Here is a 4,682-nt window from a genome sequence, read left to right on the forward strand (position 1 = left end):
ATGTTACTCATTCCTTTTGTTGAAAATAGTTTTAAACATGGTACTATAAAAAACGGAATACTAAAAATAGATATCACTATTAATTTTGAAAATGATAGTCTATATTTTTATATAAAAAACACAGCACAAAATACCAATAACGAGCAACAAGGTATTGGACTAGAAAACATAAAAAAAAGGCTAGAATTATTATATAAAAACAACTACAATCTAGATATTAATAGAAATAATGATTCTTTTGAAGTTAAATTAACACTAAACACAAAATCTCAATTACAATAATGTCTAAACAAATAGCATGTATTATAGTAGATGACGAGGCCATAGCTAGAGAAGTTATAGCAACACATCTTGCTAAAATAAAAAACATAACTATTGTAAAAAGTTGCAGCAATGCAATTGAAGCCTTTAACTGTATTAGTAATAATACTATAGATTTAGTGTTTTTAGACATCAATATGCCAGAAATATCTGGAATAGCCTTTGCTAAATCTATTAATAAAGATATTAAAATAATATTTACAACTGCCTATAGAGATTATGCTGTAGAAGGGTTCGAGTTACAAGCAGTAGATTATCTTTTAAAACCCATATCCTTTGAGCGTTTATTAAAAGCAGTAACTACTTATTTTGAAGTTTATAATACCGCTATAGATAATAAACCTCAAACTATTGAAGTTACTAATGATTTTATGTTTGTGCGCTCAGACAGAAAAATGCTAAAAATAGATTTTAATAGCATTATTTATATAGAAAGTTATAGCGATTACATAAAAATTCATTTACCAAATGAAACTATTGTTACCAGAGAAACTATAAGTGCTATTGAAGCCAAATTACCAAAGCAACAATTTATTAGAATACATCGCTCGTTTATTATTTCTATACAAAATATCGAATCCTTTACTAACGAGCATATTACTATAAATAAACAAGCACTACCAATTAGTAGAAGTTATAGAAAAGAAGTTTTAGCGCGGTTAAAGCAATATTAAAAGCTCTACTTAGGTTTTAAAGTATTTACATAAGCAAAACTTTCTTGAAAATACGACGCTAGTAATGCCTTGTCGTTATACAAATGTTCTGGTACTAATACATAATCTTTCATTACCGCTCCGTAAGATTTGTAAATAGTAGCTTCATGTTTTTCTTTAAAAGTCTTTTGCGATTCTTTAGATAAACGTATGCCTATTTCTCCAGCTTTATTTAAAAGTGTAAACATATAGCCATTAGACGACGTATATATCATTTTTTTACCTTTCCTTTCAAAATCAGGGCACATAGCTACTATTTCATCATAAAACTTAAGTTTATCTTCCCACATACATATCGTTGTTATTTAGAAACTAAATGTAATAAAAAAAGCGAACCTAAATTTAGGTTCGCTTTTTAGATATTATAAAATGCCTGTTTATAGCTATTTGTTTATATATGCAATGGTCTATTATCTGTAGCGGCTAATGCAGCTTCTTTAATAGCTTCAGTAAAAGTAGGATGCGCATGAGACATACGCGATACATCTTCTGCACTTGCTCTATACTCCATAGCCACAACTGCTTCTGCAATCATATCTGCTGCGCGAGCACCAACCATGTGTACACCTAATATTTCATCTGTAGTTTTGTCTGCTAATACTTTAACAAATCCATCTAAATCCATACTAGCTCTGCTTCTACCTAAAGCACGCATTGGAAATTGCCCTGCTTTATACTCTATACCTGCTTCTTTCAACTCTTCTTCTGTTTTACCAACAGCAGCAACTTCTGGCCATGTGTAAACAACACCCGGAATTAAGTTATAATCTATATGTGGCTTTTGTCCAGCTAAAGTTTCTGCTACAAAAACTCCTTCTTCTTCTGCTTTGTGTGCTAACATTGCGCCTTTAACAACATCACCAATAGCATAAATATTACTAGTAGATGTTTGTAAATGTCCATTAACTTCTACTTGTCCCCTATCGGTTAGTTTTACTCCAGCTGCTTCACAGTTTAAACCATCTGTATATGGACGACGTCCTACAGAGACTAAACAGTAATCACCTCTAAACTCTACTTCTTCTCCTTTTTTATTATCTGCCTTAACAACAACTTCATCACCAACACGCTCAACAGATTTCACTTTATGAGACGTATTCATTTTAAATTTCTGCTTCTTTAAAACTTTATTTAGTTCTTTAGAAACACCAGCATCCATAGTTGGTACAATTCTGTCCATATATTCTACAACAGACACATCGGCACCTAACCTTTTATATACTTGCCCTAACTCTAAACCTATAACACCACCTCCTATAACAATTAAATGTTTTGGTATTTCTTTAAGTTTTAAAGCTTCTGTAGAAGTAATAATACGCTCTTTATCTATAGATATAAATGGTAGTGTAGATGGCTTAGAACCCGTTGCTATAATTGTATTTTTAGCTTCAATTTCTGTGGCATCTTTGCCTTCTATTTTTATATGAGTAGCATCAATAAAACTACCAACACCTTCGTAAACATCAATTTTGTTTTTCTTCATTAAGAAATCGATTCCTCCTGTAGTTTGGTCTACTACAGATTGCTTACGAGCAATCATTTTTTCTAGATTTACTTTAATATCTCCAGGAATTTCAATACCATGATCCTCAAAGTGTTTTACAGCATCCTCATAGTGATGAGAAGAATCTAATAATGCTTTACTTGGAATACATCCTACGTTAAGACATGTACCTCCTAATGTTGAATATTTTTCGATTATTGCAGTTTTCATACCTAGTTGTGCACAACGGATTGCTGCTACATATCCTCCAGGTCCTGAGCCTATAACGGCTACATCGTATTTACTCATAAATAAGTTTTATTTAGTGTAATATTTCCTCTTATACGGAAATGACATAAATTATAAATTTAAACAAAAGTACAACATTGAATGCTCTTATACGAATCACTGATAATGATTTTTTTCATATTTACTTTTATTTTTATTTAGTGTTTTGCCTTAAAATTACATATTAAAATCTGAGGAAGGAAACCCTAACATTTCTCCCATACCTACAGTAAATAACCAACAACCATATATAGCATGTTCAATACTTACTAAAACAGTAGATCGCGTTTTATTATATGTAAAAGCAAACAACAAACCACCAAAAAAAGTTAGGACAATAACTAATGTATTTTTAAAAAACAAATGTGCTAATGAGAATACAATAGCGTTTATAAATAAAAACTGTTTTTTATTTATAAATAATGCTTCGTAACGCTTAAAATAAAATGTTCTATAAATTAGTTCTTGTGGATAAACAGAAAGAAAACTGTAAATAAACAGTATTTTAATCCACAAGATTGGGTTTTCTATTAAAACGATAAATAAGTTTGAGGCATTTGTAAAATACACATATAATAGTGTTAGCAATGCAATACCAAATAACTTTAACAGTGTGTATTTAAAAAATGTTTTCCAATCTATACCTTTAGAAAGTTTAAACGTCTCTTTTTCTACTCTTAACAGTAAAAATACTACGTATAAAAACCCCAAGAGTCCAATTACCATTTTAATCCAAACAGGAAACTCAATCACGAAACTTATAGGTACTATTATAAATAGTAAAAAAAATTCTATGCTTTTATATAATGTAGATTGCATATTCAAATTTAAAACTAACTAGTATAACATCCTAATAACACCTATAAAGAGATCGCTGTGGTATGTTTAACTTCATTAATCATAAACATACTGTGCGTACTACCAATATGGCTTATAGAGGTTAATTTTTTAACCATAAACTCACGAAAAGCTTCCATATCTTTAACTAAAACTTTTAAAAGATAATCGTAATCACCACTTATATGGTAACATTCTAAAACCTCTTCTAAACCTGTAACTTCTTTTTCAAATTTAACAACATAATCCTGCGTATGTTGAGATAATTTAATGTGGCAAAATGCAACAAACGATTTATCTACCTTTTCTTTTTTTACTAAAGCCACATATTTATCTATAACGCCATGGTTTTCTAACTTTTTAATACGCTCATAGACTGCGGTTACAGATAAATTTAACACATTAGAAAACTCTTTATTGGTTTTTTTACTATCCTCTTGTAATAAAGCGATAAGCTTTCGATCTATACTATCAAATTGCATCATTGAAAATTTTTCTATTAAACTAGTTAAAACTATATTTTAATATATAAATAAAACTATATAAAACAAAAATAATAGTTTTATTTTCTAAAAAAAATAAAAATGATTGGTTATTAATCTACTTAAATTTAATTTTGATTATTATTATAAATCATTTTATGAAAGATTTCATTATTGTAGGAGCTGGTCAAGCTGGATTATCAATGGCTTATTATTTAAAAAAACAGAATCGCGACTTTTTGGTCGTTGATGCAAATTCTGAAGCTGGAGCACCTTGGCTAAAGCGTTGGGACTCCTTAAAATTATTTACACCATCGGAATTTAATAACTTACCAGGGTTACCTTTTCCTCATAAAAAAGGACACTATGCTAGTAAATATGAAGTAGCAGATTATTTAAAACTATACGTTGCAACATATAATATTCCTATTACATTTAATGAAAAAATAACAGCTTTAAATAAAGAAGGAGATCACTTTGTTTTAAGCAGTAAAAACAAGACATTCAAGGCTAAAAATGTAGTAGTATCTACAGGGCCATTTCACACTCCTTTTACCC

6 protein-coding genes and 1 pseudogene are annotated in these 4,682 nt (G+C 29.6%); 3 read left to right on the top strand and 4 right to left on the bottom strand.

Annotated features, from left to right (window positions below):
- Nucleotides 1-282, top strand: a pseudogene (locus tag ACVC2P_RS05100) (histidine kinase); the annotation flags it as partial.
- Nucleotides 282-995, top strand: coding sequence for a LytR/AlgR family response regulator transcription factor (locus tag ACVC2P_RS05105; RefSeq protein ID WP_452597401.1), 714 nt, complete (start codon nt 282-284; stop codon nt 993-995). The pseudogene ACVC2P_RS05100 and the gene ACVC2P_RS05105, both read left to right, overlap by 1 nt.
- A 5-nt stretch (nt 996-1,000) precedes the next feature.
- Here the strand turns inward: ACVC2P_RS05105 and ACVC2P_RS05110 are convergent, their stop codons facing one another.
- The 4 genes from ACVC2P_RS05110 to ACVC2P_RS05125 all read right to left on the bottom strand — a co-directional run bounded on the left by ACVC2P_RS05110 (nt 1,001) and on the right by ACVC2P_RS05125 (nt 4,124).
- Nucleotides 1,001-1,324, bottom strand: coding sequence for a hypothetical protein (locus tag ACVC2P_RS05110; RefSeq protein ID WP_452597402.1), 324 nt, complete (start codon nt 1,322-1,324; stop codon nt 1,001-1,003).
- A gap of 101 nt (nt 1,325-1,425) precedes the next feature.
- A complete protein-coding gene (lpdA, locus tag ACVC2P_RS05115) occupies nt 1,426-2,826 on the bottom strand; it encodes a dihydrolipoyl dehydrogenase (protein WP_452597403.1) in 1,401 nt (466 codons plus the stop codon).
- Between the two features lie 156 nt (nt 2,827-2,982).
- A complete protein-coding gene (locus tag ACVC2P_RS05120; protein ID WP_452597404.1) occupies nt 2,983-3,624 on the bottom strand; it encodes a CPBP family intramembrane glutamic endopeptidase in 642 nt (213 codons plus the stop codon).
- Between the two features lie 41 nt (nt 3,625-3,665).
- Nucleotides 3,666-4,124 carry an Lrp/AsnC family transcriptional regulator gene (locus tag ACVC2P_RS05125; RefSeq protein WP_452597406.1) on the bottom strand — a complete coding sequence of 153 codons (459 nt, stop codon included), beginning with the start codon at nt 4,122-4,124 and terminating at the stop codon, nt 3,666-3,668.
- A 158-nt stretch (nt 4,125-4,282) separates the two neighbouring features.
- On the opposite strand from ACVC2P_RS05125, the gene ACVC2P_RS05130 reads away from it, so the two are divergent.
- Nucleotides 4,283-4,682: NAD(P)-binding domain-containing protein (locus ACVC2P_RS05130; protein ID WP_452597405.1), on the top strand; the 400-nt coding region annotated here is incomplete at its 3' end.

It is taken from the genome of Pontimicrobium sp. MEBiC01747, from assembly GCF_053601635.1.